We start from the raw sequence: 26780 nt of genomic DNA, 5'->3' as shown, positions 1-26780 counted from the left end.
CCGCTTCAACTTATGGTTAATCCGCGTCGTGCAGGATATCAACTAATGAGTGTAATCGTCCGTTTTGCGCCGTCGCCCACCGGCTATCTCCATATCGGCGGCGCGCGTACGGCCCTGTTCAACTGGCTGTTCGCCCGGTCCAAGGGCGGCAAGTTCCTCCTGCGCATCGAGGACACCGACCGCGCGCGCTCGACCGAGGACGCCATCGAGAAGATCTTCGACGGGCTGCGCTGGCTGGGCCTGGACTGGGACGACGAGCCGGTCTTCCAGTTCGCCCGGGCCGCGCGCCATGCGGAGGTCGCCCACCGGCTGCTGGCCGAGGGCAAGGCCTACCATTGCTGGTCGACCCCGGAGGAGCTGGAGGCGATGCGCGCCAAGGCGCGCGCCGAGGGCCGCCAGCCGCGCTATGACGGCACCTGGCGCGACAAGGACCCGGCCCTGGCCCCGGAAGGGGTGAAGCCGGTGGTCCGGCTGAAGGCGGCGCAGACCGGCGAGACCACCGTGCAGGACATGGTGCAGGGCGAGGTGACGGTGCCCAACGCCCAGCTGGACGACATGGTGCTGCTGCGCGGCGACGGCACGCCCACCTACATGCTGTCGGTGGTGGTGGACGATGCCGACATGGGCATCACCCACGTGATTCGCGGCGACGACCACCTCACCAACACCTTCCGCCAGGTGCAGCTCTACCGCGCCATGGGCGTGGAGCCGCCGGTGTTCGGCCATATCCCGCTGATCCACGGGCCGGACGGCGCCAAGCTCAGCAAGCGGCATGGCGCGCTGGGCGTCGAGGCCTATCGCGAGATGGGCATGCTGCCCGAAGCGATGCGCAACTACCTGATGCGGCTGGGCTGGTCGCATGGCGACGACGACGTGATCTCCACCGCCCAGGCGGTGGAGTGGTTCGACATGGGCCATGTCGGCCGCTCGCCGTCGCGCTTCGACATGCAGAAGCTGACCTCGCTGAACGCCCACTGGCTGCGCGAGTGCGCCGACGAGGACCTGATCACCAAGATCGAGGCCTATCTGGAGGAGGCCGGCATCGCGCTGGACCAGGTCGGCGTGCAGCGGCTGACCGCCGGGATGGCCGGGCTGAAGGCGCGCTGCCGGACCCTGGTGGAGCTGGCCGAGGCGGCGGCGTTCTATGTGGAGGCGCGGCCGATCCGGATCGCCACCGACGCCGCCAAGCTCCTGGACCCGGCCGCGCGCGAGCGGCTGGCGGGGGTGGCGGCCGCCCTGGCGTCGGTCGAGGAATGGGACGAGGCCACGCTGGAAGCGGCCTGCCGCGCCCATGCCGGCGAGGCCGGGATCGGCTTTGGCAAGATTGCACAGCCGCTGCGCGTGGCGCTCACTGGTTCTACGGTGTCGCCGGGTCTATTCGAGGTCATGGCGGTGCTGGGCAAGGACGAGGTCCTGGCCCGGCTGGACGACGCGGCGGCCTCCCGCAATCCGGAGAAGAGTGCCAGGAAGTGAATGGAAACCGGTGGCGCTCCGGATCGTTGCAGGAGGACTTCGACCGATCCGGGGAAGACGATGAGCCATCGGAGGGCCTGGCGCCGCCAGCGCCAGGCCATGCAGTGCCCGCGGCCGTCCTGGCCGCGGCGGGCGGACGACACGAAATGATTGCGACCATGAGGAGGGCTCGATGACAGCTTCAACCGGCAAGTCGGCGACCTTGACCACGCCAGACGGCAAGACGGCTGAGCTGCCCGTGCTCAGCGGCGTGCTCGGACCGAACGTCATCGACATCCGCAAGCTGTATGCCTCGACCGGGATGTTCACCTACGACCCCGGCTACACCTCGACCGCGAGCACCACCTCGCACATCACCTATATCGACGGCGACGAGGGCGTCCTCCTGCACCGCGGCTACTCGATCGAGGAGCTGGCGACCAAGAGCGACTATCTGGAGGTGTGCCACCTGCTGCTGAACGGCGAATTGCCGACCTCGGCGGAGAAGGCGCAGTTCGTGCGCGACATCACCTACCACACGATGCTGCACGAACAGATCCACTTCCTGTTCCGCGGCTTCCGCCGCGACAGCCATCCGATGGCGGTGATGATCGGCGTGGTGGGGGCGCTCTCGGCCTTCTACTACGAAGACCTGAACGTCGAGGACAAGCACCACCGGATGATCGCGACGCATCGCCTGATCGCGAAGCTGCCGACGATCGCCGCGATGGCGTACAAGTACACGGTGGGCCAGCCGTTCGTTTATCCGCGCAACGACCTGTCCTATGCCGAGAACTTCCTGCACATGATGTTCTCGGTGCCGTGCGAGCGCTACGAGGTCGACCCGGTGCATGCCAAGGCGCTGGACCGGATCTTCATCCTGCACGCCGACCACGAGCAGAACGCCTCGACCTCCACCGTCCGCCTGGTGGGCTCGACCGGGGCCAGCCCGTATGCGGCGATCGCGGCCGGCATCGCCGCTTTGTGGGGACCCGCCCATGGCGGCGCCAACGAGGCGGTGCTGACCATGCTGCGCGAGATCGGCGATCCGTCGCGCATTCCCGAGTTCCTGGAGAAGGCCAAGGACAAGGACAGCGGCTTCCGCCTGATGGGCTTCGGCCACCGGGTCTACAAGAACTACGACCCGCGCGCCCAGGTCCTGAAGGAAAGCGCCGACCAGGTGCTGGCGCAGCTGGGCAAGGCCAACAACCCGCTGCTCGCCATCGCCCGCGAGCTGGAGAAGATCGCGCTCTCCGACGACTACTTCGTCAAGCGCAAGCTGTTCCCCAACGTCGACTTCTATTCGGGCATCATCCTCGAAGCCCTGGGCATCCCGTCCAAAATGTTCACCGCGATCTTCGCGCTGGCCCGCACGGTCGGCTGGGTCGCGCAGTGGGACGAGATGATCGAGGACCCCGAGCAGAAGATCGGCCGGCCGCGCCAGCTCTATGCCGGCCACGACCGGCGCGAGTTCGTGCCGCTCGACCAGCGGGGGTGAGGTGACAACAGCGCCGGAACACCGGTTCGGGCGCTAATTTCCCTGAACCCGGGGGTGGGAAGGGCGGTGATTGCCTGCTAGAGGCATGTGGCAAACCGTCTCGACCACGCTCGGGTACCTTCCCATGGCTCTCATCTCCGCGGCGCTCGGCCGGATCAAGCCCTCGCCGACCATCGCGATCACCAACCTCGCCCGCGAACTCCAGGCCAAGGGCCGGGATGTCATCGGCCTGGCGGCCGGCGAGCCGGACTTCGACACGCCGGACCACATCAAGGCCGCGGCGATCGACGCGATCAACCAGGGCCAGACCAAGTACACCGCGGTCGACGGGACCCCGCGCCTGAAGAAGGCGATCGTCGCCAAGTTCGCCCGCGAGAACGGGCTGACCTACACGGCCGACCAGATCACGGTCGGCACCGGCGGCAAGCAGGTCCTCTACAATGCCTTCATGGCGACGCTCGACATGGGCGACGAGGTGATCGTGCCGGCGCCCTACTGGGTGAGCTACCCAGACATGGTGCTGTTGGCCGGCGGCACCCCGGTGTTCGTGCCCTGCCTGGAAGAGCACGGCTTCAAGCTGCAGCCCGCCGAGCTGGAGGCTGCGATCACGCCGCGCACCAAGTGGCTGGTCCTGAACTCGCCGAGCAATCCCACCGGCAGCGCCTACACCGCATCCGAGCTCAAGGCGCTGACCGACGTGCTGGTGAAGCACCCGCAGGTCTACGTCATGACCGACGACATGTACGAGCACCTGGTCTATGACGGCTTCCAGTTCGCGACCCCGGCCCAGGTCGAGCCGGCGCTGATGGAGCGCACGCTGACCTGCAACGGCGTGTCCAAGGCGTTCGCCATGACCGGATGGCGGATCGGCTATGCGGGCGGGCCCAAGGAGCTGATCAAGGCGATGGGCACGATCCAGTCGCAGAGCACCTCCAACCCGAGCTCGATCAGCCAGGCGGCGGCGGTGGCCGCGCTGGAGGGCGACCTGTCCTTCCTTCCGGAGCGCAACCAGGTCTACAAGCAGCGCCGCGACATGGTGGTGGCGAAGCTGAACGAGGCGAGCGGCCTGAACTGCCACAAGCCGGAAGGCGCCTTCTACGTCTATCCGTCCTGCCAGGGCTTGCTCGGCAAGAAGACCCCGGACGGCCAGCTGATCACGTCCAGCGACGACTTCGCCCGCTACCTGCTGGCGGGGGTCGGCGTGGCGGTGGTGCCGGGCAGCGCGTTCGGCCTGGATCCGTTCTTCCGGATCTCCTACGCGACCGCCACCCACATCCTGGAAGACGCCTGCGCGCGCATCCAGAAAGCCTGCGCCGAGCTGGCCTGAGCCATCTGAGGGGCCCGGCCGGCAGCAGCCGGGCCATCCCTTCTACCTGAAACGCCACGCCTGCGGCAGAACGGCCGCTCCCTTGTGCTCAAGCTGCGCCTATATCTGGAATCATTCCAGACAAAGGGGCAAGCCATGGACCTTTCTGGCGTTTCCTTCGCTGCCGCCCGTCTGGCTGGGGGGCTTCGATGATCCCGGGCCTGGCATCCCGGCGGCGGTTCGGCGACCTGTCCGAACAGGAAGTGCTGGCGCTGGCGATCGCCTCGGAGGAGGACGATGCCCGGATCTATCGCTGGTACGCCCAAGGGTTGCGGGAGGGCTTTCCGCAGACCGCCCGGACCTTCGACGCCATGGCGGCGGAGGAAGACGACCACCGCGCCTGGCTGATCGAGGAGCATCGCCGCCGGTTCGGCGAGGTGATCCCGCTGATCCGGCGCGAGCACGTGGCCGGGTTCTACCAGCGCCGCCCGGTCTGGCTGGTGCAGAACCTGGGGCTGGGCCGGATCCGGGAGGAGGCGATGCGGATGGAGGCGGAGGCGGGCGCGTTCTACGTCAAGGCCGCCCGGCACACCGCCGATGCCGGGACCCGGCAGCTGCTCGGACGGCTGGCCGCGGTGGAAGCCGGCCATCAGGCGACCTGGCAGGGCCTCACGGCCGAGCATCTGCCGGGGGAGGCCCGCTCCGCCGAGGACGAGGCCGCGCACCGCCAGTTCGTGCTGACCTGGGTGCAGCCGGGCCTGGCCGGACTGATGGACGGCTCGGTCTCGACCCTGGCGCCAATCTTCGCCGCGGCGTTCGCCACCGGCGACACCTGGCAGACCTTCATCGTCGGCCTGGCAGCCTCGGTGGGGGCGGGGATCTCGATGGGGTTCACCGAGGCCGCCTCGGACGACGGCTCGATCTCCGGGCGCGGCTCGCCGCTCAAGCGCGGCCTGGCCGCCGGGGTGATGACCGCGATCGGCGGCCTGGGCCACGCGCTGCCCTACCTGATCCCGGACTTCTGGACCGCCACCACCATCGCGATGGTGGTCGTGTTCGTGGAGCTGTGGGCGATCGCCTGGGTGCAGAACCGCTACATGCGCACGCCGTTCTGGCGGGCGGCGCTGCAGGTGGTGCTGGGCGGCTCGCTGGTGTTCGCCGCCGGCGTGCTGATCGGCACCGCCTGATTTGGCCCAGGTACTTCCTCCCAAAAAGGCAAATCACAGGACCGGGATCTTGCCTCCATGCCGACATGGCGGCCTTGCGCGGACAGGGATAGCGGTGCTGTTCCGCAGGCCGCACATCTGATCCTGTCGACCAGTGGCCGCGCGGTTGATCTTGGCCGGGATCAGGCCCAACCCGGGGCGGGTGGCTGGGCCTGCCAAGGCGCGGCGGGACGCCGGAGAACCGGTCGGCAGGGGGCTCTGCCGCCGACCTGCCACTTTTCCGTAAAAATTTGCGTAACCAAGGGAACCGGACGCTTACTCGTCCCTCGACGTCCGGGTTGGCTGGTGTAAGAAATCCAACACCGCGGCCGCCAAGTCGAGGTCGACGTTTCGAGCCGGCCACCCTTCGAACCAGGCACTGGAGCTTGCGATGAACCCGTTCATGACCGATGCCGACCTGCTCGCGCTAGCCTCCGAGCGCCTGGCGATGTCCGGCGAGGCGCTGATGCAGCGCTACTACGGCTCGCTGCTGGATGCCCGCCACGAGATGGAGGAGTTCCAGCGGACCGGCCGCCTGCAGAACAGCTTCGCCACCATGCTCCGCACCAAGCTCGACCTGCGCAGCTCCGAGATGACCGCGCCGGGCCTGCAGCCCGCCGTCGCCTGACCGGGCTCCTTTCTCCAACCATGCCGCCCGCCGCGGCGGCCACGGGAGCAGGCCGGCCCGGGCCAGTTCCCTCGAGCGCGGCGGTCCCGCGGCCAATCAGGCCAGCTCCAGCGTGCGGACCTTGATGGCCCGTCGCGCCTGCTGCAGGCGCGACGAGCGCAGTTGCAGGAGGCGGTCCTCCAGCTCCGCGCCCAGCTCGCGCAGCCTCGCCTCGCCCAGCTGCTGCGCCTCGACGAACATCGACCTCTCCTCGGCGCCGGCATGGTGGTCGACCGCCTGGTGCAGGGCGTCCAGCTTCGCGTCGAACTCCGCGGACGCGGTGTCCAGCCCGACCAGCACCGCCAGCATGTCGGCCAGCTGGTGGTGCTCGGCATGGGCGATCGCCACTTCCTCGCTCACCGGCTGCACCGCGGGATAGAAGATCTCGTCCTCGATCTGCTCGTGCATGTCGAGCTCGCCGGCCAGGACCCGCATCAGGATCCGCCGCTCGGGATCCTGCCTGGGCGTGGCCTTGATCTCCTGGAAGATGTGCCGCAGCAGCTCGTGGTGCTGGAACAGGAACTGGTCGGCCTTCTCGCCGCGCCTTGTACCCTTCGGTCCTTCCGGCGGCTGTTGCACGCTGTCGTCGCCCGGCTGGGGCAGCCTCTGGATTTCCACCAGGCCGTTGCGGACCCGGGTGGCGTAGCGGGGCTGCGGCGCCGTCGCCGGCCCGTCCAGCGGGCGGCCGGAGCGCAGGCAGAAGCGTGAGCCGTGCCAGGGGCAGACCAGCCCGCCCTGCTCGATCCAGCCTTCGGCGAGCGGGCCGCCCATATGGGCGCAGCGGGCACCCAGGGCATGGACCTCGCCCTGATGCAGCACCAGGGCGACGCCCACCGCCGCCCTGGCATGCTCGTCCCAGACCTCGACCCGCTGCGGCCGGTCCTCGACCAAGTCCGCCAGCGGGAAGATCGGCAGGAAGTGGCGCGGCTCCGAGCCGCGGTCGGCATGGTCGACGCCGGCCTTGCCGCGATAGACGAGGTGCCCGCCGAGATAGGCGCCGCCCAGGGTGACCAGCCAGGCGAGCGCGCTCAGCATCCGCGCCTCTTGCCGGCGCTCCTTGCGGCGCAGCCGGATCGAGCCGGCGAACAGGCCGAGCGCGGCGGTGTTGGTCGCGGCATGCACGAGGCCGACCCGGCGCTCGCGGCCATGGGTGCTCTGCCAGTCGATCATCCCGGCCAAAGCCGCCCCGATCGCCGACAGGCAGCCGGCCCAAAGGTTCAGGTCGGCGGCCTGGTCGAACCGCCAGGCGCCGCGGCGGCGGAGTGCTGCGGTCATGTCCAGCGCCACCGAGACCGTCCAGGCGCCGAGCGGCAAGGTGGCCAGGAGGGGATGGAGGGGGTGGCCCAGCCAGCTGCCATGCAGGGCGTTGCGCAGGGGCTGGGCGAAGCGGCCGGCCAGGCGCTGGGGCAGGGCGATGGCGTTGCCGATCCGGTAGCCGACATGGTCGAGCACGGCCGCGCGCTCGACCCGCGCCACCAGCCTGTCCGCTCCCGCCGCGAACCGATGCTCCTCCATCAACCGCCCCTTCCCGACCTTGCCGCCGATCCCTGCCGCCATGGCATGACGACCGATCAATCCGCGCTGGCGAAGGCGGTTCCCCATGTGCGGGCGGGAGGCAGCGGCCCTAGTCGGTCGGCGGCGGCGGTTCCAGACGGTCGCCCACCCGGATGCCGCGCTGCGCGGCGGAGCCGCCCAGGATCTCCAGGACATAGCGGATCGGCTGGCCGGACGGCAGCAGGTCGGTGGAATACGGCGTGGCGTTCGGGGTGATCCGCACGATCTCGCCGTCCTTGCGGATGAACAGCAGGTCCAGGGGCAGCGGGGTGTTCTTCATCCAGAACGACACCGGCCGTTCCTCCACGAAGTCGAACAGCATGCCGTGGTCCTTCGCCAGCTCCTCGCGGTACATCAGGCCCTGGCTGCGCTCGGCGGGGCTGCGGGCGATCTCGACGAAGAAGGTGAGCGGCCCCTGGCGGGTATGGACGGTCGCCTCGCCAGTCGGCAGCGCCAGGGCCGCCGGCGCCAGGACCAGGAGCCAGGCCAGGACGGCCAGCGCGGCTTTACCCCGGCCGGCCAGTCTGGCAACCATGCGCGCCGAACGAGCCAAGAGTCGCCGATCCATGGACATCTCCGCCCACATCCGCACCGTTCCCGATTTTCCCAAGCCCGGCATCCTTTTCTATGACATCTCGACCCTGCTCGCGAACCACAATGCCTATCGGGCGGCGATCGCGCAGATGGGCGAGCTTACGGAAAAATACCGACCGGATGTGCTGGTCGGCATCGAGAGCCGGGGGTTCATCTTCGCGGCGCCCCTGGCCCTGCACATGGATCGCGGGTTCGTCATGGTCCGTAAAGTGGGCAAGCTGCCGGGCATGGTGGTGAGCCACGACTATGACCTGGAATATGGCAGCGACACCGTCCAGATCGTCGAGGACCTGATCCCCAAGGGCGCGCGGGCGGTGCTGATCGACGACCTGATGGCCACCGGCGGCACCGCCGAGGCTTCGATCCAGCTCCTGCGCAAGGTCGGCGCCGAGCCGGTGGGGGCGGTGTTCCTGATCGAGCTGGAAGGCCTGGGCGGCCGCAACCGGCTGAGCGTCCCCAGCGAGACGGTGCTGACCTTTCCGGCCTGAACCGGCGGAAGACCATACCCCGGTGATGTGATCCGCGCCCCGATCCAGTGGACGGGCGAGGCGCTGCCATGGCCTTGTCCGGATCCAGGACAAGTGGGCTCGGCCTGGCCGGCGATCGGTGGATCCGGCCAGGATCCCACTTGATTCATGACAAATTCTTCATTTTCGGGTTGATCGCTGTCCCGATCTGATCAATATTGTCGCATCAACGGGCGGAAGTCTGTTATAAACCTCCTCGTTTTCATTTCTCATCGTCCCGCCTGGAAAGTCGGCGTCATAAAATAGACGAAAGCATGGGAGAAAACCGATGCGTCCTGCGATAGTCACCGCCATCATGGTCACGTTGCTGGTTCTGTTCCATACCGTCCTCAGTCTGGTGCGCGGGCGGGAGAATTCCTGATTCCCTGACCGTCCATCTTGATCGCCCGGCGTCGTTGCTGCTGCCGGGAAAGAGAGCGGGCAGTTGTCGCCCTTGTGACCAAACAGCGACAACGGGCCCGCTCCTTCAAGCAGGGGCGAATCGCAATTTCGGACTTCCTGGAACTCTTCATCTTCCGGCGCCTGCCTATAATTCATGCTGCAGGCGTCTCCGCTTATTTGAAGCGGGGTGAAAATAGTCACTTCTCATTGCTCGCGCGGGTCGATTACGATCGACCGGCACGGAAAACGCGAGAACAGGATCGAGGATCTTCGGGCCGCCGCCCTGACGGCGGAGCCGGGCCTCGACGCTCAGGTTCGCCCGCTCTCCGGCGAAGTCTCCAGGGACGATCGTGGGGGAGCCCTGCATGGCAGGCAGGCTGGACGGCCGGGCCGGGCGGAACAAGCGGCATCGCGCAGGCACAGGCTCGGCCCGAGACTGGCTGCGGTCCTGCACGGCGCTTACCGCGCTGGGCGGGGCGGCCCTGCTCGGCAGCGCCGGCCTCGTGCGGGCCGACACCTCGTGCAGCACCACCCAGATCACCGTCGGCTATGAGGGCTTCGCGGCCGCCTGCACCACCACCGGCAGCCAGAGCTCGCCGTTCAGCGAGGCTGTCTCCGGGCCGGGCTTCAACCAGCTGACCTACCAGAACCAGGGAAGCATCGACAACAGCGCCTCCGGCCTGGCCGCCGTCAGCCTGCAGACCTTCACCGCGCCGATGTCGGAGACCACCAAGTCCTACCTCTACCTCCCGGCACCGCCGATCACCGTGGTGAACGACGGCTCCATCAGTTCGCACGGCTCGGCGGGATCGGCGCTGCTCGCCATCGCCACGGGCGCCGGGGGCGTTGCCGACGGCGAGAACGACGATTCCAGCTCGGCGCCCAACAACCACTACATGGGCCGCAACGGTGGCACGGTGCAGGTCACCCACAACGGCGCCATCTCGATCGCCAGCGGCAAGAGCAGCTTCGGGCTGGGCCTGGGCGGGCTGGCGCTGCCGATGAACACCGGCATCGACGCCCGCTCGATCGGCGGGGCGGGCACCGCCGATTCCAGCAGCACCAGCTCCAACGGTCCTGGCGGCGATGCCGGCACGGTCAGCGTCGCCACCTCCGCCGGCTCGACCATCGACCTGACGGGGACCTGGACAGCCGGGATCTACGCGCTCAGCGCCGGCGGGCAGGGGCCGGGCTACTCGCACAACGCCACCCATAATTTCGACAGCGGCGGCAACGGCAACACCGTCACCGTCAACCATGCCGGGACGATCACCGGCAGCGCCCAGGGCGATGTCGGCATCTACGCGCTGTCGGTGGGCGGGGCCTCGGGTGCCACCGACAGCCAGTACTCGCTGCATGGCGGCAATGCCGGCGCGGTCGGGGTCACCCTGCACGGCGGCAGCTCGATCGGGATGCAGGGTGACCAGGCGCAGGGGGTCTTCGCGGCCAGCGTCGGCGGCCTGTCCTGGTATGCCGACAACGCCGACAGCGGCAACCACCGCAACGGCAACGGCGGCGCCGTCGGCGTGACCATCGGGTCCGGCGCCAGCGTCTCGACCTCCGGCGAGCTGGCAGTCGGCGTGATCGCCGCCAGCACCGGCGGCAATGCCAACACCAGCCTGGCGCCGCCGAACAGCCTGGAGAATGGCGGGGCGCCCAACAGCGTGCCGACCACCCGGGCGCCGGCCGGCAATGCCGGCAACGTCACCGTCCAGCATGACGGCCAGATCAGCACGTCCGGCGACGTCGCGATCGGGATCGCGGCGGTCAGCTCCACCGGCGGCCGGGTGGTGGGCATGGTGGCCGGCGGTGCGGTCGACCCGGTCGGCACCGGCTCGGGCAGCCCCGGCACCGTCACCGTCCAGGGCGGCGGCAGCGTCGCCACCTCCGGAAATGGCGCGATCGGGATCCTGGGCCTCAGCCTGGGCGGGCCGGGCGGGGTGCTGGACACCAAGAACGGCGTGCTCAACCTCCTGGGCGGCGACGATTCGGTCAACAACGGCATCAGCGGCAACGCGGTGACCGTGAACGTCACCGGTGCGGTCTCCACCAAGGGGGCGGCCGCGCTCGGGGTCCTGGCGTCCAGCATCGGCGGCGGCGGCGGCACCGCGTCCGGCACCAAGGGCATCCTGGCGGTCGGCAGCGATGGCGGCGGCGGCGGCAATGGCGGGCAGGTCTCGGTGAGCGTCGCTGGTGGCGGGCTCAACACCGGCGGCGATGGCGCCATCGGGGTGCTGGCGCAGTCGGTGGGCGGCGGCGGCGGCAATGGCGGCAGCGCCTCCGGCCTGGCCGCGGCGGCCGGGTCGGCCGGTGGTGGCGGCAGCGGCAGCCAGGTCGGCGTGGTCCTGGGCTCGGGTTCGGTGGCGAACCTGACCACGGCCGGCGACTTCGCCGCGGGCGTGATCGCCCAGAGCGTCGGCGGCGGCGGCGGCAATGGCGGCTATGCCAAGGGTTTCGGGACGGTGGCCTCGCTGGCGATCGGCGGGACCGGCGGCAGCGGCGGCCAGGGCGGCCAGGTCATGGTCACCAACCGCTCCACCACGGTGGCGACCACGGGCGACCAATCCACCGGCCTGATTGCGCAGAGCATCGGCGGCGGCGGCGGCAATGGCGGCTCGGCCAACACCTATACCGCCAATCTCGGCTTCAGCATCGCGCTAGCGGTGGGCGGCACCGCCGGCTCCGGCGGCGGCGGCGGGAGCGTCGATCTCACCAACGACTATCACATCAGCACCACCGGCGACGACGCGCTCGGCCTGCTGGCGCAGTCGGTGGGCGGCGGCGGCGGCAATGGCGGGGCGGCCACGGCGAAGTCCCTGGTGCTCGGCACCGACGACCCGGAGGTGCCGGCGGTCGAGGTCGACATGAGCGTCGGCGGCAGCGGCGGGTCGGGGGGCAGCGGCGGCAGCGTCACGGTCGCCAACAGCGGCCAGACGATCACCGGCGGCGACGGCGCCCATGCGCTGCTCGCCCAGTCGGTCGGCGGCGGCGGCGGCAATGGCGGCGATTCCACTGCCATGGCGGCGGCCATCGAGGGCGAGTCGCCGACGCTCAAGGTCAGCGTCGCCCTGGGCGCCACCGGCGGCAGCGGCGGCAGCGGCGGCAATGTCAGCGTCACCAACGGTTCGTCGGACAGCTGTGGCGGCTGCCGGAGCCAGACGCAGACGTCGGGCAACGACGCGGCTGGCATCCTGGCGCAGTCGATCGGCGGCGGCGGCGGCAACAGCACCGCCGGCAATGCCAACACCGACAGCCCCAACCTGGGCGGCAAGACCGGCGATGCCCTCAACTTCGCGTTCTCGCTGGGCGCGAGCGGCGGGGCGGGCGGACAGGGTGGGGCCGTGACGGTGACCCTGGACGAGAACAACGCCATCGCCACCCAGGGCTCCGGCGCGCCCGGTATCGTCGCCCAGTCGATCGGGGGCGGCGGCGGCCAGGCAGGCGGTGGCTCGGCCGGCGGCAGCGGCGACAAGGTCAACCTCAACCTCGCGATCGGCGGCGACGGCGGATCGGGCAATCTCGGCGGCGCGGTGACGGTCGCCAGCCAGGGCGACATCGCCACCAGTGGCGGCGATTCGGTGGGCATCCTGGCGCAGTCGGTCGGCGGCGGCGGGGGGGTCGGCGGCTCCGCGGACGCGGCCGCCTCGATCAGCAAGGCCGGCCAGGTCGAGGACACGCTCAATCCGCCCGCCAACAGCTACAGCGCGGTGGTCGCGATCGGCGGCAGCGGGGCCAGCGGCGCCGATGGCGGCCAGGTGCAGGTGACCAGCAGCGGCACCGTCTCGACCAAAGGCGCGCTGGCCTACGGGATCCTGGCGCAGTCGATCGGCGGCGGCGGCGGCAGCGGCGGTGCCGCTACCTCGGCGGCCAACTCGGTGCTGGGTGGCGGGTCGGTGGACGGGGAGGGTGCGGAGGTCGGCAAGACCTATGCCGGCACGGTGTCGGTCGGCGGCAAGGGCGCCGGCACCGGCAGCGGCGGTGCGGTCACCGTCACCACGCAGGACGCGATCACCACGCTGGGCTACGGGGCGCACGGCATCCTGGCGCATTCGGTGGGCGGTGGCGGCGGGGTCGGGGCCGAGGGCAGCGTCAACAACACCACCACGCTGGGCCTGGGTGCGGGCGTGGCGGGCGGTGGCGGCGCCGGCGGGAGCGGCGGCAGCGTCGCCGTGCACCAGTCCGCCGCGACCACCACGGTCGGCGACGACGCCTATGGCATCCTGGCGCAGAGCATCGGCGGCGGCGGCGGCACGGCCGGGCTTGGCTGCAGCAACTCAATCAAAGGCGCCGGGCAGACCGGCTTGGAGGCCACCGCCTGCTTCGGCAATGTCGGGGTGTCGGGCGCCGCCTCGGCGTTCAACGATTCCTCCGACTTCACCCTGAAGGTCGGCGGCACCAGTGGTGCGAGCGGCGATGGCGGGGCCGTCCCCATCAGCCACGACAGCGGCGCCATCGCGACCTACGGCGCCCGCTCCTTCGGCATCGCCGCGCAGTCGATCGGCGGCGGCGGCGGGCTCGCCACCGCCAGCGCGGTCAATATCGGCGCCAGCCAGCTGCAGTTCCAGGCCGGGCAGAACTACGCCAAGGGCGGCGATGTCAGCGTCACCCTCGGCAGTGCCGCCAGCATCGCCACCCATGGCGACGGCGCCTGGGGCATCCTGGCCCAGTCGATCGGCGGCGGCGGCGGCTTCGTCGCCGATCCGTCCCTGGCGCTGGACTTCCCGATCTCCAACACCCTGCCGGACAAGCCGAACGGCTCCAATCATTATCCGGACTCGGGCCAGGTCACGGTCAGCGTGGCCGGCGACATCGCCACCACGGGCAGGAACGCCCACGGCATCTTCGCCCAGGCGGTGGGTGGCGGCGGCGGCATCGCCGGCGGGGTCAACCAGTCCCGCTCCGCCACGGTGGTGGCCGGCAACTCCGCCCAGATCTACGAGATCGGGACGCCGCCCCAATATGCCGGCGAGGCGATGGAGGTGACGGTCAACCAGACCGGCGGGACCATCCGGACCACCGGCGCCGGCTCGATCGGGATCGTCGCCCAGGCGTCGGGCAAGAACAACTACCAGCGGCCGATCACGATCACGGTCGGCGGCACGGTGAGCGGAGGCACTGGCGCCGGCTCGGCCGGGATCCTGGTCTCGGGCGGCGGCTCCTCGGACACCGACAGCACCAGGCCAGCCAACACCGTCACGGTGCAGGCCGGCGGCTCGGTCGGCACGGTGGACGGAGCGTCCGGCACCGCGATCACCAGCGGCTCCGGGCTTACCAACCTCGTCAACGACGGCACGGTCACCGGCAGCATCCTGCTGGGCAGCGGCCTGGTTTCAGGAAGCGGCCAGGCGGCGGCGCTGAAGGCGGCAGCGGCGCAACCGCTCGCGGCACCAAGCCTGACCGGCCGGATCGACAATCGCGGCCGGCTGGCGGCGGGGCCCAGGATCGTCGCCGCCACGCTGGCCAACGACGGCACGATCGACATCGGCGACCAGGGCATCGCCACCACCCGGCTGGAGGGCGACCTGGTGCAGGGCGCGGGCGGGCGAATCCTGGTCGATGTCGACCAGAGGGCCGGCGTGGCGGACCTGCTCCAGGTCGAGGGCCAGGCGGTGGTGGCCGGCGTGGTGGAGCCGCGCGCCGCCAACCTGATGCCCGGGACCGCTACCGTGCTGACCGCCGACCGGCTGGTGGCCTCGGCGTCCGGCTGGTCGACCCTGGTGGTGGACTGGCAGGTCGCCGCCACTGGGCAGGCGCTCTCGGTCACACCGTCGGCGGATTTCAGCCCGGACGGGATTCGCTTGAGCAAGAACCAGGCGGAGATCGCGCGCTACCTGCAGGCAGCCTGGGACCGGGGCGACGCAGGAGGCCTGGCGCCCACGTTCGGGGCGATCGGCTCCCTGGCATCGGCGGGCGACCTGCGGGGCGCGCTGGACGCGGTGGCGCCGACTTCCCTGTCGACCGAGGCGATCCAGCAGGCCTCCGCCGCAGGCAGCGCCCTGGATGCGACCATGGATTGCCCGGGTTCTGGCGAGGACGCGGCCGGGGTGGCGATGCTCGGCAGGGGGACCTGCGTCTGGGCGCGGGTCGGGGTGGCCGAGGAAGACCTGGACGCCAGCGCCGATTCTGCCGGCTTCCGAGTCGACCGGACCAGCTATCGGGCCGGCATCCAGGCGGAGGTCGGCGACGACTGGCGGCTGGGCGCCAGCCTTGGCTACGCCCATGTCTCGACCCGCAGCGACCGGCCCGGCGCCAGCGGCGACGGCGACGCCGTGGACCTCGGCCTGTCGGTCCAGCATGTCCGGGGGGCCTGGAGCTTCGGCGGCGCGGTGGATCTGGGCTACGGCTCCTATGACCGGCAGCGCAACGTCCAGATCGGCTCCCTGTCCGGGCAGGTTTCCGGCAGCCCGGACGTTCTGACCGCGGCCGGGCGGCTGCGGGTCGCCTACCAGCAGCCGTTCCAGGACTGGTATGTCCGCCCGTTCGTCGACCTGGACCTGATCTACAGCCATTCCGGCGGCTATACCGAGCGCGGCGAGAGCGGCCTGGCCCTGGAGGTGGAGGGGCAGGACCATGCCAGCCTGGTGCTCTCCCCGATGCTGGAGGTCGGCGGGCGGGTCGATGTCGGCGGCTGGACAGTGCGGCCGTTCGCGGCGGCGGGCGCCAGCATCCCGAGCGACAGCGACTGGAAGACCAGCGCGTCGCTCAGCGGGGCCCCGGCGGGGAGCGGCAGCTTCCACACCGTGCAGGAGATGCCGGACGTGCTGGGCAAGCTGGATTTGGGCCTGGCGCTCCAGGCGGCCGCCGGCCTGGAACTCCGGCTCGACTACCGGCTGCAGGCCGGGGAGGACTATGTCAGCCAGTATGGCGGCGGGCGGATCGCCTACCGGTTCTAGGTCGATTTTCAGGCAGCCACGGTGCGGTGGCTGCCGTGGCGCGCGCACTGCACCGCCAGGAAGAAGGCTGCCGCCAGCACCACGGTGGCGCCGGTGATCGCCCACATCACCGCGTCGTAGCTGCCGGTGAGCGTCCAGAGCAGGGCGGCACCCAAGGGTGCTCCGGCGCGGACGATGGTGGCCGGGACCGACATCAGGCCGTTGACCGCGCCATAGTTCTCGCGGGTCACCATTTCCGGCACCGAGATGCCGCGCACGATGGTCATCAGGCCGTTGGCGCTGCCGTAGACCGCGGTGATCAGCACGATGGCGACCAGGCTGGGCGGGGTCAGGGTCAGCGCCAGGAAGGACAGGGGAAAGGCCAGCACGGTCACCATGCCGAGCGTCTGCACGGAGATCTTCGGCGCCAGGAACCAGAGCAGCATCCGCGCCCCCACCTGGCTCGGCCCGATCACGGTCATCGCCAGGATCACGTCCTGGGCGGAAAAGCCCCGCTCCAGCAGGATCGGGTAGAGGTGGAACAGGAAGGCGGAGATCGCCGCGGACTGGGCGGTGAACGCCACCGCCAGCGCCCAGAACACCGGCAGGCGCAGGATCTGCTGCGAGGTCAGGCTGGTGGGATCGACCGGGCGGACGCCGCCCAGATGCTCCAGTCGGTCCTTGCGACGGTCGATCACCAGGATGTTCAGGCTGGCGGTGACCAGGAGGTTGATCAGGGCCAGCACCACCAGCGTGGCCCGCCAGCCATGGCTGTCCAGCAGGTACTGGATCAGCGGCAGGAAGGCGGTGGCGGCAAAGCCGCCCCACATGGTGAGCGCCATGATCCCGCGCCTGGCGCCGGACGGACCGAACCGGCGGGCGGCCACCGCGAATACCGGATCGTAGAACACCGCGGCCTGGACCAGGCCCAGCCCGCCCAGGATCAGGTAGTAGGGCAGAATCGCCTCGACGTTCGCCCAGGCGAACAGCAGCAGGGCGCCCAGGATGGCGCCGCCGCCCATCACCGCGCGGCCATGGCCCCGGTCGATCAGCACGCCCACCGGCCAGGCGGCCAGCGCCGCCACGATCAGGCCCAGCGCGGCGGCACCGTAGATCACCGGCTTGTCGTGGCCGAGATCGCTCGCCATCGCCTCGCCGATCAGCGGGAAGCCGTAATAGAGCGAGCCGTAGGAGCAGATCTGGCCGATGCCGAGCCCGGTGATGAACCAGCGTTCACCGGGCTTCGCGGCAGGTTCGCTCACGCCATCAGGTCTTGGCGAGGGTGCGCAGCTTCATCCGGGCGGTCTTCAGGTTGGGCAGGAACACGGTCAGGATGCCGATCAGCGGCAGGAACGAGCAGACCTTGTAGACAAACGCGATGCTGGTGTGGTCGGCGAGCAGGCCCAGCAGTGCCGCACCCAGGCCGCCCATGCCGAAGGCGAAGCCGAAGAACAGGCCGGCGACCATGCCGACCTTGCCGGGCAGCAGTTCCTGGGCATAGACGACGATCGCCGGGAAGGCCGAGGCCATGATCAGCCCGGTCAGGATCGCCAGGACGTCGGTCCAGAACAGGTTGGCGTAAGGCAGGGCCAGGGTGAACGGCACCACGCCCAGGATCGAGATCCAGATCACCAGCTTGCGGCCGATGGCGTCGCCGATCGGCCCGCCCAGGATGGTGCCGGCGGCGGCGGCGCCCAGGAACAGGAACAGGTGGATCTGGGCGCTCTGGATCGACAGGTCGAAGCGGTCGATCAGGTAGAAGGTGTAGTAGCTGGAAAAGCTCGCCATGTAGAAGTTCTTGGAGAACGTCAGCAAGATCAGGATCGCCATCGAGACGATCACCACGTTGCGGGCGACCGGCGAGGGGATCGGCAGGGTGGGGCCCTTGGCCCGGCGCGCGATCAGGTGGCGGTTGTACCAGCTGCCCATGTAGGTGAGGATCGCGATCGCCAGAAAGGCGGCCAGGGTGAAGAACAGCACGTTCTGGCGGCCATAGGGCACGATGATGAAGGCGGCGAGCAGCGGCCCGATCGCGGTGCCGAAATTGCCGCCGACCTGGAACAGCGACTGGGCCAGGCCGTGGCGGCCGCCGGACGCCAGCCGCGAGACCCGCGAGGCTTCCGGATGAAACACCGAGGAGCCCACGCCGATCAGTGCTGCCGCGGCCAGCACGGTGAGAAAGCCGCCGGCGAACGACAGGAGCACCAGCCCGGCCAGGGTGAAGCCCATGCCGATCGGCAGGGAGTAGGGCATCGGGTGCCGGTCGGTCCACAGGCCCACGAACGGCTGCAGCAGCGAGGCGGTCAGCTGGAAGGCCAGGGTGATGATGCCGATCTGGACGAAGTCCAGCTGGAAGTCGGTCTTGATCAGCGGATAGATCGACGCCAGCATCGACTGCATCATGTCGTTGAGCAGGTGACACAGGCTGGCGGCGACCATGATCGCGACGGCGATGTCGCCGGAACTGCGCTCCGCCGGCGGAGCGGCGGCAAGGGTCGCGGGATCAGGGACGAGGGTGCCAGAGGCCATGGGGCCGGAAGCCATCGGAAATTCCACCCGAAACGTCATGCCCGATGATGCGGGCGAGTGCGGGATCGAGGCGAGCGCGGGTCATCACGATGGCGGGCGCGCCCTCGAAAGCGCGGGGATCGCAACCTGAGCCGAGCCCGGGCAGATGTCCATGGCCAAGGGTGCCCGGAATGTCGCCGAAATGCCGCAGGCCGCAAATAGAGGCGAAGTCGAGCCCGAATTGAATCGAGACAATCGGCCGGTTCAGCGGCCGCCCTTGAGAAGGGAGCCCAGTACGCCCCGGACCAGCGCCGAGCCGACCCGGCTGCCGACCGAGCGGGCGATCGACGAGGCCATGTTGCGCGCCACCGAGACCGCAATCTTTTCCGCTTCGGACTGGGGCTCGGCGCGGCGGGACGAGCGGGACCTGGCCGGCTGTTCCGGCTCGGGCGGAGGGTACGGCTTGCCGCCGGCGGGCTTGGCCGGCTGCTTGCCCAGGGCCGCGTCCAGCCTGGCCGCCAGCGCCGGGTCGATGCCGGGCGGCAGCTGGGCGGACGGCGGCGGTGCGGCGCCCTCGGCCTTGGCCAGCAGGATCTCAGCGGCCGACTGCCGGTCGATGGCGGTGTCGTAGATGCCGGCCACCGGGCTGGTCGCCAGCGCCTGGGCGCGCTCCTCGGCGGAAAGCGGGCCGACCCGGCTGCGCGGGGGTGCCACCAGGGTGCGCTGCACCAGGGTCGGGATGCCCTTGCCGTCCAGGGTCGACACCAGCGCCTCGCCGATGCCGAGCTCGGTGATCACGGTGGCGGTGTCGAACTCCGGGTTGGCGCGGAAGGTCTCGGCCGCCGTGCGCACCGCCTTCTGGTCGCGGGGCGTGAAGGCGCGCAGGGCGTGCTGGGCGCGGTTGCCGAGCTGGCCCAGCACCTCCTCGGGCACGTCGATCGGGTTCTGGGTGACGAAATAAACGCCCACGCCCTTGGAGCGGATCAGCCGGCAGACCTGCTCGATCTTCTCCAGCAGCACCTTGGGCGCGCCGTCGAACAAAAGATGCGCCTCGTCGAAGAAGAACACCAGCTTCGGCCGGTCCAGGTCGCCGGCCTCGGGCAGCTCCTCGAACAGCTCGGAAAGCAGCCAGAGAAGGAAGGTCGTGTAGAGCCGCGGGCTCATCAGCAGCTTGTCGGCGGCCAGCAGGTTCACGTAGCCCAGGCCGTCCGGGGCGACCCGCATCAGGTCGGCGAGCTTCAGCGCCGGCTCGCCGAAGAAGCGCTCGGCACCCTGCTGCTCCAGGACCAGCAGCGCCCGCTGCACGGCACCCACCGAGGCCTTGCTGACATTGCCGTAGGTGGAGCGCAGCTCGTCGGCGCGCTCGGCGACTTCGGCCAGCATCGCGCGCAGGTCGGCCAGGTCGAGGAGCAGCAGCTTCTCCTCGTCGGCGATCCGGAACACGATGTTGAGGATGCCCTCCTGCACGTCGTTCAGGTCGAGCAGGCGGGCCAGCAGCAAGGGTCCCATCTCGGCCACGGTGGTGCGGACCGGATGGCCCTGCTCGCCGAACACGTCCCAGAAGATGGTGGGCATCGCCATGGGCGCCCAGCCCGGGATCGCCAGCGCCCGGGCGCGCTCGGCCAGCTTGGAGTCGAGCGTGCCCGGCCTGGCGATGCCGGACAGGTCGCCCTTCACGTCGGCGGCGAACACCGGCACGCCCGCGCGGGCGAAGCCTTCGGCCAGGGTCTGCAGGGTCACGGTCTTGCCGGTGCCGGTGGCGCCGGCGACCAGGCCGTGGCGGTTGGCCTGGCGGAGCAGCAGATGCTGGTCCAGAACCCCGGCCTTGCCGATCAGGATGTCGGTCGCGTCCATCGTGCCCCGTCCCTTGCCGCTGCCCGGGCGAACCTAGCCGAGCCGGCCCGGCCGATCTACGGGGCAGGGGCCGTGCTAACCACCCGGCCGCCGCGCCGCCCGATCACCCCGGCCCGCCGCAGCACGGCCTTTTCCGCCTCCAGCACCAGCAGCAGGGCAACACCGAGCGCCAGGATCATCAGCCCGTCGCCGATTGCCACCGGGCGGCTGTCGAACAGCGCGTGCATCACCGGCAGGTAGGTGAAGCCGAGCTGCGCCAGGATCACCACCGTCAGCGCCACCAGCACGCTGCGGGTGCCGAGCATCCCCTTCAGGGTGATCGAGGTCATGTTCAGGTAGCGGACGCTGAACAGGTAGAAGATCTCCAGCACCACCAGCGTGTTCACCACCAGGGTCCTTGCCATCTCCAGGTCGTAGCCGCGGCTTTGCGCGTGGAAGAACACGCCCAGCGCCGCGCCGGTGAACAGCAGCGAGACCAGCACCACCCGCCAGAGCAGGAAGGGCGAGAGCAGCGGGTCGCCGGCGCGGCGCGGCGGGCGGGCCATCACCCCTGCCTCGGCCGGCTCGAACGCCAGGGCCAGGCCCAGGGTCACCGCGGTGACCAGGTTGATCCACAGGATCTGTGCCGCGGTCATCGGCATGGTGAAGCCGAACAGGATGGCGGCGATCACCGCCAGGGCCTCGCCGCCATTGGTCGGCAGGGTCCAGGCGATCACCTTCTGGATGTTGTCGTAGACGGTGCGGCCCTCGTGGACGGCGGCGACGATCGAGGCGAAATTGTCGTCGAGCAGCACCATCTCGGCGGCTTCCTTGGCGGCCTCGGTGCCCTTGCGGCCCATGGCGACCCCGACATCGGCCTGCTTGAGCGAGGGGGCGTCGTTGACGCCGTCGCCGGTCATCGCCACCACCTGCCCCTCCTGCTGGAGGGCCTGCACGATCCGCAGCTTGTGCTCGGGGCTGGTGCGGGCGAACACGGCGGCACGCTTCGCCAGGGCCCGCAGGTCCTGCTCGCCCAGGCCGTCCAGGGCGGAGCCGGTCACCACCTCGGGCGCCTCGGCCAGGCCCAGTTGCCGGGCGATCGCACCGGCGGTGGCGCCATGGTCGCCGGTGATCATCTTCACGTCGATCCCGGCCGAGCGGCATTCGGCGATCGCCGCCAGCGCCTCGTCGCGCGGCGGGTCGATGAAGCCGACGATCCCCAGAAAGACCAGGCTGCCGTCCAGATCGCCGAAGGCCAGGCGCTCGGGCGCCTTGTCCAGCCGGCCGGCGGCGAAGCCCAGGACCCGCTCGCCCTCGGCGGCTGCCGAAGCGATTGCCTCGGTCCAGAAGCGGTGGTCGACGGGCTGCTCTCCGCCATCCGGGCCGGCCTGCCGGGCGGCCATGGCGAGCAGGCGCTCGGGCGCGCCCTTGACGAAGATCGCGATCTCGCCGTCCGGGCCCTGGTGGAGGGTCGCCATGAAGCGGTGCTGGGCATCGAATGGGATCTCGTCGAGCCTGGGCCAGCCCCGGCGCAGGGCAGCGGGATCGAGCCCGGCCTTCATCGCCAGCGCCACCAGGGCGCCTTCCATGGGATCGCCGTTCACGCTCCACTGGCCGGCCTGCTCGTGCAGTTCGGCATCGTTGCAGAGCACGCAGCTTTGCAGGAGCGGCAGGGAGGCCGCGACGCTGCCGCCGCCTTCCTCCGCCAGCCCGCCCTCGGGCGCGTAGCCGGAGCCCGCAGCCTCGAGCCGGCCGGCCGGGGTGACCACCTGCCGGGCGGTCATCTCGTTGCGGGTGAGGGTCCCGGTCTTGTCGGAGCAGATCACCGAGGTGGCGCCCAGCGTCTCCACCGCGGGCAGGCGGCGCACCACCGCGTTGCGCGCCGCCATCCGGCGCACGCCCACCGCCAGGGTGATGGTGATCACGGCGGGCAGCCCTTCCGGGATCAGGCCCACCGACACCGCGACCACCGCCATCAGCGCCTCGGACCAGTGATAGCCGCGCAGCAGCACCGCGAAGGCGAACAGCAATGCCGAGCCGACCAGCGCCACCCAGGTGAAGCGGGTGGCGAAATGGTCGATCTGGCGCAGCAGGGGGGTGGTGAGCTGCTGCACGGAGCCGATCAGCCGGCTGATATGGCCGATCTCGGTGGCGGACCCGGTCGCGGCCACCACGCCGCTGCCCTGGCCGGCCAGCACCAGCGTCCCGGAATAGACCATGCAGCGGCGGTCGCCCAGCGCGGCGCCGGCCTCGACCGGTCGCTCGTCCTTCTCGGCGGCGACCGATTCACCGGTCAGCGCCGCCTCGTCGACCAGCAGGCCGCGGGCGCGGACCAGGCGCAGGTCGGCCGGCACCCGGTCGCCGGCTTCCAGGAGCGCCATGTCGCCCGGCACCAGCTCGTGGACCGGCACCGCCCGGCGACGCCCTTCGCGCAGCACCGTGGCCTGGGGCGAGATCATCTGGCGGATGGCGGCCAGGGCCTCCTCGGCCCGGCCCTCCTGCACGAAGCCCACCAAAGCGTTGATCAGCACCACCGCCACGATCACCGCCGCGTCGACATGGTGGCCGATCGCCACCGCCGCCGCCGCCGCCGCCAGCAGGAAGTAGATCAGGGCGTTGTCGAACTGGGCCAGGAACCGCAGCAGCGGGTGGCGCGTGGCGGGCTCGGGCAGGCTGTTCGGGCCGTGCTCGGCCAGCCGGCGGCGCGCCTCCTCGCTGGACAGTCCGGAGCGCGCCGCTGCGAAGGATCCGAGGACATCCTCGGCCGGCAGCGCATGCCAGGCCGAAGCCTCTGGCCGGTCCGGCCGCTCCAACTGCTCGTCGCGCGCGCTTGCCATCCTGCCTGCTGCTCCCGTCGGCGGTGCACCTCGAGGACAGGCCCTGCCAGGACCAGCGCTGCCGGGCATTGATCCCGATCAAGCAGCCCTAGCGTCGTCCGGCCAGGAATCCTTCTCCCCATCCAGGGAAGGCGGAGTCCGGGCGGCAGCGCAAGCCGGTCGTGTTCTTCCCGGGAGGCTGGGTTCGGCTCCTGCCGGTCAGGCGCGCCGTTCCAGGTCGGTGATCGCATCCGCCAGGGCCTGGAAGGGCAGGGTGACGCAGTCCCAGCGGCTCTTGGCGTTGCGCACCGGGGTCAGGATGGCGAAGCGCTCGTCCTCCCCGCCCTTCAAAAACGCCTCGATCGCATCCCGCAACTCGCGGGCCTTGGCCGGATCGGCGTCCTTGGCATGGCGGGCGAGCAGCGAGGCTGCCGCCTGGGTGAGCAGGCAGCCGCGGGTCTTGTGGGCGAGGTCGACGATCCGGCCGTCCTCGACGCCCAGAGCCACGGTGATCCGGTCGCCGCACAAAGGATTGTCGCACTCGGCGGTGACGGTGGGGTGCTCCAGGCGGCCGGCGCCGGTCTTGGAGCGGGCCTCGGCGATGATCGCCTGGTCGTAAAGGGCGTCGTTCATGCGAGCTTCCGGCGCACGGCCAGGAGGCCGTCCAGGAGAGCGGCCACGTCGGCCGCGTCGTTGTAGGGAGCCAGCGAGGCGCGGGCGGTGGCGACGGTGTCGAAGCGCTCCATCAGGGGCTGCGCGCAGTGATGGCCGCCGCGCATCATCACCCCGTGGTCGCTGTCCATCAGCTGGCAGACATCGTGGGCATGGACGTCCTCCAGCTCGAACGACACCACCCCGATCCGCGCCTGGGTGCCGGTGGAGCCATAGACGCGGCAGCCGGGCATGGCGGCCAGCCCGTCCAGCATCCGGCCGGCCAGCTCGCGCTCCTGTTCCTCCAGGGCGGTCCAGTCCTGGGCCATCGCCCAGCGCAGGGCGGCGCCAAGCGCGATGGCCCCGCCGATCGGCGGGGTGCCGGCCTCGTAGCGGTGCGGCGGCGGAGCATAGGTCGAGCGCTCGATGTTGACCCGGCGGATCATCTCGCCGCCGCCCAGGAAGGGCGGTGCGGAATCCAGCAGGTCGTAGCGGCCCCACAGAACGCCGATCCCGGTCGGCCCAAAGCATTTATGGCCGGAGAAGGCATAGAGGTCGCAGCCCAGCGCCTGGACGTCCAGGGGACCGTGGGCGGCGCGCTGGGCGCCGTCCAGGACCAGGAGAGCCCCGGTGGCGTCGCAGAACGCGCGCAGCCGCTGCACGTCGGTGACGGCGCCGGTGACGTTGGAGGCATGGGTGACCGCCACGATCTTCACGCCCTTGGCCAGCTCGTCGAGCCGGTCCAGGTCGAGGCGGCCGTCATCGGTCACCGGGATCGCGCGCATGCTGGCGCCGCGCCGCTCGGCTGCCAGCTGCCAGGGCACTAGGTTGCTGTGATGCTCCAGCAGGCTCACCAGGATCACGTCGCCCGGCTCCAGGCGGTGCTCCAGGATGTGGGCGGCGGTGTTCAGGCCGAGCGTGGCGCCGGAGGTGAACACCACCTCCTCGGGCCGGGCGGCGTTCAGAAAGGCGGCCGCCGACTTGCGCGCATCGTCGAACGCGGCCGAGGCACGCTCCGCCCGGGCATAGACCCCGCGCTTGACGTTGGAGCGATCCTCGGTCTCGAAGCCCAGCAGCGCCTCCAGGGCCGGCCGGCAGATCTGGCTGGTGGCGGCGTTGTCCAAAAAGTGCAGGGGGCGCTCCAGCCGGTCGAAGGCCGGGAAGTCCTGGCGGATCGATCTCATGAATGGTCTTTCCGATAAGCTTGGAGCGCCTGCGGCGTGTCCAGGTCGAGCAGCGGGCCGTCATGGTCCACCGCGATCTCGACCAGCTGGTCCTCGTTCTGCCCGAGCAGCGCCTTGGCCCCGACATCGCCTTCAAGCTGGCGCATCGTCTCGATGAACGGGGCCGCCCAGAGGACCGGGTTGCCGCGCTTGCCGTTCACCACCGGGACCACGATCGAGCGGCCGTCGGCCGGGCTGAAGGCGGCGATCATCCGGTCGATCAGGCGACGGTCGACCTTGGGCATGTCGCCCAGCAGCACGATCACGCCGTCGGCATCCTTGGGCACCGCGGCCAGGCCGGCCTTCAGCGAGGAGGCCAGGCCCGAGGCGAAATCCGGGTTGTGGACCGAGACGACCGGGACACCTGCCAGCACCGCCGTCACCTCGGCCTGCATGTGGCCGGTCACCACCACGACCTGCTCGCAGGACGATTCCAGGGCAGCGTCGACCACGTGGCGGACCAGCGGCTTGCCGGAGAGCGGGATCAGCAGCTTGTTGTCCGGCCCCATCCGCGAGGAGCGGCCGGCGGCCAGGACCAGGGCGGCGATCCGGGGGGCGCGCATCGAGGCGTTGCCGGTGCCGGTGGTGCGGGCCTCGCTGCGCGGCTGCGGCCGGGTGGGGATCTCGGAGAGCAGGCCGCCGACGCCCATCGCCATGATGTCGGCCGGGGTGACCGGCACCTTCGCGGCCAGGCGCTCCAGCACCCAGTCGAAGCCGTTCAGCTTGATCGAGCGGGCGCAGCCGGGCAGGCCCAGCACCGGCGTGTCGCCGTCATGGCCGAACACCAGCAGGTTGCCGGGATCGACCGGCATGCCGACATGCTCGACCGTGCCGCCGGCAGCCTCGATTCCGGCCGGCAGCACGTCGCGGCGGTCGGTCACCGCCGAGGCGCCGGCGACCAGCACGATGTCGGCCCCCTCGTCCAGGCTGGCGCGCACGGCCTCCGCGATGCCGTCGCGGGTGTGCGGGCAGCGGCGCTCGCCCAGTAGTTCGCCGCCCACCGAATGGAGGCGCTGGCGGGTGACCTCGACGGTCTTGTCGAGCATCTTCTCGGCGGTGGCCGAGGTGCGCGACTGCACCAGCCGGGCGCGCATCCCGGTGAAGGGAGCCAGACGCAGGAGCGGGCCGGCCTCGGCCAGCGCCAGGCAGCGGTCCAGCGCGTCTTTGGGGGCGGCGAACGGGATGACCTTGATCGTCGCGACCATGTCCTTGGCGGCGACCCGGGCAAACGGCGGCAGGGTGGCGATGGTCAGGTCCGGGTCGATCCGGTTGAGCGCATGCAGCCGCTCGACGTCGAGCAGCACGATGCCGGCCTCTTCCGCGAACAAATTGCTGCGCCCGGTGAATGGCTCGGCGACCGACAGGCCGGGACCGGCCACGGCGGTTGCAAGCGCATGGGCGGCCGGATCCTCCTGGACGTCGTTCTCGTCGAAGCGGACGGCGCTGACCTCCTCGATCCCGGCTTCCTGCAGGAGGGCGATGTCGGCGGCATCCAGCCGGCGGCCCTTCTTGAAGCCGGTCTTCCCGAACCGCACCCCGTGGGCGAGGGTGGCGCCCTCCGCCCCGGCTACCGGCATGTTTCCGAAGAACATCGCACCCGTCCGTCGTTTCCCGTCAGATATAGCGACCCCGGCCCGGAATCGCGAGGGGCGGGACCGTCGCCGATCCCGCCCCCCTGATGATTTCCCGAACG

General features: G+C 70.5%; 17 protein-coding genes. 7 read left to right on the top strand and 10 right to left on the bottom strand.

The genetic code is table 11. From position 1 onward, the window contains the following. Positions 1–45: 45 nt before the first annotated feature. The 5 genes from gltX to GEMRO_RS0124690 all read left to right on the top strand — a co-directional run bounded on the left by gltX (position 46) and on the right by GEMRO_RS0124690 (position 6089). Positions 46–1473: a glutamate--tRNA ligase gene (gene gltX / locus GEMRO_RS0124710; protein WP_027136160.1), complete on the top strand. Its 1428-nt coding sequence runs from the start codon at positions 46–48 to the stop codon at positions 1471–1473. 172 nt (positions 1474–1645) lie between these two features. Further along, positions 1646–2950 (top strand): citrate synthase, encoded by a 1305-nt coding sequence (locus tag GEMRO_RS0124705; protein WP_027136159.1) that lies wholly within the window; start codon positions 1646–1648, stop codon positions 2948–2950. Positions 2951–3074: 124 nt separating this feature from the next. After that, entirely contained in the window at positions 3075–4277 is a 1203-nt protein-coding gene (locus tag GEMRO_RS0124700) for a pyridoxal phosphate-dependent aminotransferase (protein ID WP_027136158.1), read from the top strand. A 188-nt stretch (positions 4278–4465) separates the two neighbouring features. Then, on the top strand, positions 4466–5443 hold the full coding sequence (mbfA, locus tag GEMRO_RS0124695; protein WP_027136157.1) for an iron exporter MbfA: 978 nt from the start codon (positions 4466–4468) through the stop codon (positions 5441–5443). Positions 5444–5852: 409 nt separating this feature from the next. Continuing rightward, positions 5853–6089 (top strand): hypothetical protein, encoded by a 237-nt coding sequence (locus tag GEMRO_RS0124690; RefSeq protein ID WP_027136156.1) that lies wholly within the window; start codon positions 5853–5855, stop codon positions 6087–6089. Positions 6090–6185: 96 nt separating this feature from the next. Here the strand turns inward: GEMRO_RS0124690 and GEMRO_RS33040 are convergent, their stop codons facing one another. Continuing rightward, the gene (locus GEMRO_RS33040; RefSeq protein WP_240476856.1) at positions 6186–7643 is read right to left on the bottom strand and encodes a DUF2231 domain-containing protein; all 1458 of its coding nucleotides are present in this window, start codon (positions 7641–7643) and stop codon (positions 6186–6188) included. Positions 7644–7752: 109 nt separating this feature from the next. Beyond that, positions 7753–8250, bottom strand: a complete 498-nt coding sequence (locus tag GEMRO_RS0124680) for a DUF192 domain-containing protein (protein WP_205625079.1) — start codon at positions 8248–8250, stop codon at positions 7753–7755. Between GEMRO_RS0124680 and GEMRO_RS0124675 the strand changes: the two genes are divergently transcribed. Beyond that, entirely contained in the window at positions 8249–8764 is a 516-nt protein-coding gene (locus GEMRO_RS0124675) for an adenine phosphoribosyltransferase (RefSeq protein WP_027136154.1), read from the top strand. The genes GEMRO_RS0124680 and GEMRO_RS0124675 overlap by 2 nt on opposite strands. Before the next feature lie 159 nt (positions 8765–8923). On the opposite strand, the gene GEMRO_RS34480 is transcribed toward GEMRO_RS0124675, so the two are convergent. Next, positions 8924–9340: a hypothetical protein gene (locus GEMRO_RS34480; RefSeq protein WP_157505734.1), complete on the bottom strand. Its 417-nt coding sequence runs from the start codon at positions 9338–9340 to the stop codon at positions 8924–8926. A gap of 209 nt (positions 9341–9549) precedes the next feature. Between GEMRO_RS34480 and GEMRO_RS31670 the strand changes: the two genes are divergently transcribed. Then, the gene (locus GEMRO_RS31670) at positions 9550–16077 is read left to right on the top strand and encodes an autotransporter outer membrane beta-barrel domain-containing protein (protein ID WP_035485951.1); all 6528 of its coding nucleotides are present in this window, start codon (positions 9550–9552) and stop codon (positions 16075–16077) included. Between the two features lie 8 nt (positions 16078–16085). Here the strand turns inward: GEMRO_RS31670 and GEMRO_RS0124660 are convergent, their stop codons facing one another. The 7 genes from GEMRO_RS0124660 to GEMRO_RS0124630 form a co-directional block, all read right to left on the bottom strand. Continuing rightward, positions 16086–17318, bottom strand: a complete 1233-nt coding sequence (locus GEMRO_RS0124660; protein WP_027136153.1) for an MFS transporter — start codon at positions 17316–17318, stop codon at positions 16086–16088. Positions 17319–17322: 4 nt separating this feature from the next. Next, the gene (locus GEMRO_RS0124655) at positions 17323–18600 is read right to left on the bottom strand and encodes an MFS transporter (protein ID WP_157505733.1); all 1278 of its coding nucleotides are present in this window, start codon (positions 18598–18600) and stop codon (positions 17323–17325) included. Positions 18601–18828: 228 nt separating this feature from the next. Then, the gene (locus GEMRO_RS0124650) at positions 18829–20418 is read right to left on the bottom strand and encodes a helicase HerA-like domain-containing protein (protein ID WP_027136151.1); all 1590 of its coding nucleotides are present in this window, start codon (positions 20416–20418) and stop codon (positions 18829–18831) included. 56 nt (positions 20419–20474) lie between these two features. Continuing rightward, a complete protein-coding gene (locus tag GEMRO_RS31665; protein WP_051329444.1) occupies positions 20475–23234 on the bottom strand; it encodes a cation-transporting P-type ATPase in 2760 nt (919 codons plus the stop codon). A gap of 198 nt (positions 23235–23432) precedes the next feature. Then, a complete protein-coding gene (locus GEMRO_RS0124640) occupies positions 23433–23846 on the bottom strand; it encodes an iron-sulfur cluster assembly scaffold protein (protein ID WP_027136150.1) in 414 nt (137 codons plus the stop codon). Further along, a complete protein-coding gene (locus GEMRO_RS0124635; protein WP_027136149.1) occupies positions 23843–25048 on the bottom strand; it encodes an aminotransferase class V-fold PLP-dependent enzyme in 1206 nt (401 codons plus the stop codon). Before GEMRO_RS0124635 ends, GEMRO_RS0124640 begins: the two co-directional genes overlap by 4 nt. Next, positions 25045–26679 (bottom strand): NTP transferase domain-containing protein, encoded by a 1635-nt coding sequence (locus tag GEMRO_RS0124630; RefSeq protein ID WP_027136148.1) that lies wholly within the window; start codon positions 26677–26679, stop codon positions 25045–25047. Before GEMRO_RS0124630 ends, GEMRO_RS0124635 begins: the two co-directional genes overlap by 4 nt. Between the last annotated feature and the right edge of the window lie 101 nt (positions 26680–26780).

Origin of the sequence: Geminicoccus roseus DSM 18922, assembly GCF_000427665.1 — a bacterium.
In the GTDB taxonomy this organism is placed as follows: Bacteria; Pseudomonadota; Alphaproteobacteria; order Geminicoccales; family Geminicoccaceae; genus Geminicoccus; species Geminicoccus roseus.
Note: the sequence above shows the minus strand (reverse complement) of the source record. Positions and strands in the feature narration are given on the sequence as shown.